The organism is Sulfitobacter litoralis, assembly GCF_900103185.1.
Lineage (GTDB): Bacteria > Pseudomonadota > Alphaproteobacteria > Rhodobacterales > Rhodobacteraceae > Sulfitobacter > Sulfitobacter litoralis.
On sequence record NZ_FNJD01000051.1, the window covers coordinates 1 to 2,696 of the forward strand.

1 protein-coding gene is annotated in these 2,696 nt (G+C 52.2%); it reads left to right on the forward strand.

The annotated features are described in order from the left end of the window. Nucleotides 1–2,371, forward strand: a 2,371-nt coding sequence (locus BLQ98_RS17935) for a DUF3604 domain-containing protein (RefSeq protein WP_093734541.1), incomplete at its 5' end; no start/stop codon positions are given. Nucleotides 2,372–2,696 lie beyond the last annotated feature (325 nt).

The window sequence follows — 2,696 nt, forward strand, 5'->3', positions numbered from 1 at the left end:
TCTTCGTCATCTCGATCTCCTAATCGATAAGATGAACCAGAAATCCTCCCTTATTCAAATCCTCAAATCTGTCCCAAGGGTGCTGACGTCAGACATGATCGGAGAGGCTGTTTCAGCCACCATTCCGAGTGATGATCAAAGCTTATATGGTTCGGCTGAGTTGCATGGCCCCAAGAACGCCGAAGTTCGCACTTGGCAGACCTTCCGACTCACGTACACGACCGGAAAATTGGGGATCGACGATACAGGAGGCATCCGTATCGCGTTCCGTTTTATTTCTGACGCAGGATTTCTTCAGACGACAGACCCGACTGCTCCAAATTATGTATCCGCGCGCAGCAATGGCGATGGGCGGCTGGAGCTGAAATACGACCGTGCTGGCGGGCAGCGTCCTTGGAATGAAACACTGACGGTGTATCAACGAGGTGGCTATCTGAAACCCGGGGAGCAGATCGAGATAATCTTTGGCGACACAGCTGGGGGTTCCTCTGGCCTACTGATGCCAACGTTCTTCGATTCAGGGCGTGTTTTCCGCGTGATGGCAGACGTGCAGGCAACTGGTGTTTACATTCCGCTGGACGCTGATCCGCTCTACGTTTCTGTAATTGCTGGACCGCTGGATCGCTACCGCGCCGCACTTCCTACCCTACGTCGCCCTAACGAGGTATTCCATTTGGGCCTGAAGGCTGAGGACATTTGGGGCAACCCAACCTCGCAAGGGGCAACTCGTTTTGCAGTCAGTGCAAGTATGCCTGTGGACGGATTGCCAAGCCATATCGACTTTGCACCTGAAAACGGCGCTATGACGATTGAGGGGCTGCGCTGCTCACATGAAGGCACGTTAAAGATCACGATGAGTGATGTTGACGGGCAAGAAATAGTCGCAGGCCCGCTGGAAATCGCACAAGGCGATGTGGCGCACTTCTGGGGTGATCTCCACGGCCAAACGGGGGAAACAGTAGGAACCAACACGGTTGAGCATTACTTTGATTTTGCCAGAAATAAGTCGTTTCTTGATGTGACGAGCCATCAGGCAAATGACTTCCAGATCAACGCTACGTTCTGGGCACACCTGAATGATTTGACTGCAAAGGTGAATGAACCAGGGCGGTTTACAGTTCTTCCGGGCTATGAATGGTCAGGGAACACGGCAGTCGGTGGCGATCATAACGTATTTTTCATGAATGAGGGTGCGACAATTCATCGTTGCTCGCATGCTTTGGTACAGGATCGTGCAGATGCTGAAACGGATGCGCATACATTGACTGAATTGTATTCAAAGCTGCACGAAGAACCGACAGAAACAGTGATGTACGCCCATGTCGGTGGGCGTTATGCAAATATTTTCTATGATCACGACGCTTCGCTTGAGGCTGCCGTTGAGATGCACTCGGCTTGGGGGAGTTTTGAGTGGATTCTCACTGACGGTTTCCCGCTTCGCCGCCGGGTTGGCGTTGTTTGCAACAGTGACGGTCACAAAGGGCGCCCTGGTGCCAGTTACCCTGGTGCCTCTGTATTTGGAGCGTATGGTGGGCTGACTTGTTTTGTCACTGCTGAAAACACCCGTCCGGCAATCTTTGAAGCTATCCGTCGGCGGCACACCTACGGCACAACAGGACCGCGGGTCTATTTGAACATTTCCGCAAATCTACCTGACGGGGGTACGCTGTTTCACCGCAACCCAGATGCTATGCCAGATACGAAAACCGAACAGGTTACCGATTGTATGATAGGTGATATCGTTAGGACCAACGGGGATACAGCGAAGATTTCTATCTCAGTCCGGGCACCAGTTGGGATCGTAAGTGTCGAACTACGCGATGGGACCAAAGTTTTGCATCGTGAAACTACATATAGCGCTGACGAGTTGGGCGACCGTATTCGTGTGATGTGGTCGGGCGCCGAATATCGCGGACGCGGGCGCAATACAGCTTGGCATGGACGCGCTACCCTTACTGGCGCGCGCATCGATGCGCTGGAGCCGGTAAACAAGTTGAATCCCGAGATGAAGATGCAACAGACAGGATCCACCGCAGTTGTTTGGGATGGCGTAACCACCGGTAACATGATGGGATTTGACCTACGTCTGACTAATCTGGCTGATGGTGCAGACCTGGAGATTGCCACTAATCATGGCAATCTGGATCTTGCCCTTTCCGATATCGGATTTGACACTCAAACAATGGATGCAGGCGGTCTTCACCGAAAGCTGGAAGTGACGCGTTTGCCAAATGTGCCCCTTCCCAGTGAGGTGGTTTTGACGCAAGATGTGAAGGTGGCTGAGGTAGGAGATACGCCGATTTGGGTGTGTGTGACACTTGAAGACGGAAATCAGGTGTGGTCCAGTCCAATGTACCTCTTTCAAGACTAATACCTATGATTGGAAAACGAACGGGCCATCAACAACGGAGTAATAGTTGATCACTTTGCTTCGCGCCCTGAGTTTCATTCTCTCACTCATTGACAGTCGTGTTTTAAGAGATGACCGTGAGCCTTTCCTCGGTTGACGGTCTGAACTGGAGTCGATGCGTTTTGCAGCGAAGAGTTCAACGTACCGCCGAACCCAATTGAAAGAATTGACCGCATGGCTTGTCGCGTCTTCGGTAAGCGGTGCGCCCACCCCACCTTCCTTGTGAGTCCCCGATCTGAGATTCAGCCATGATGGATGTATTGTCAGGGAGTTTCTCCATGGAGCG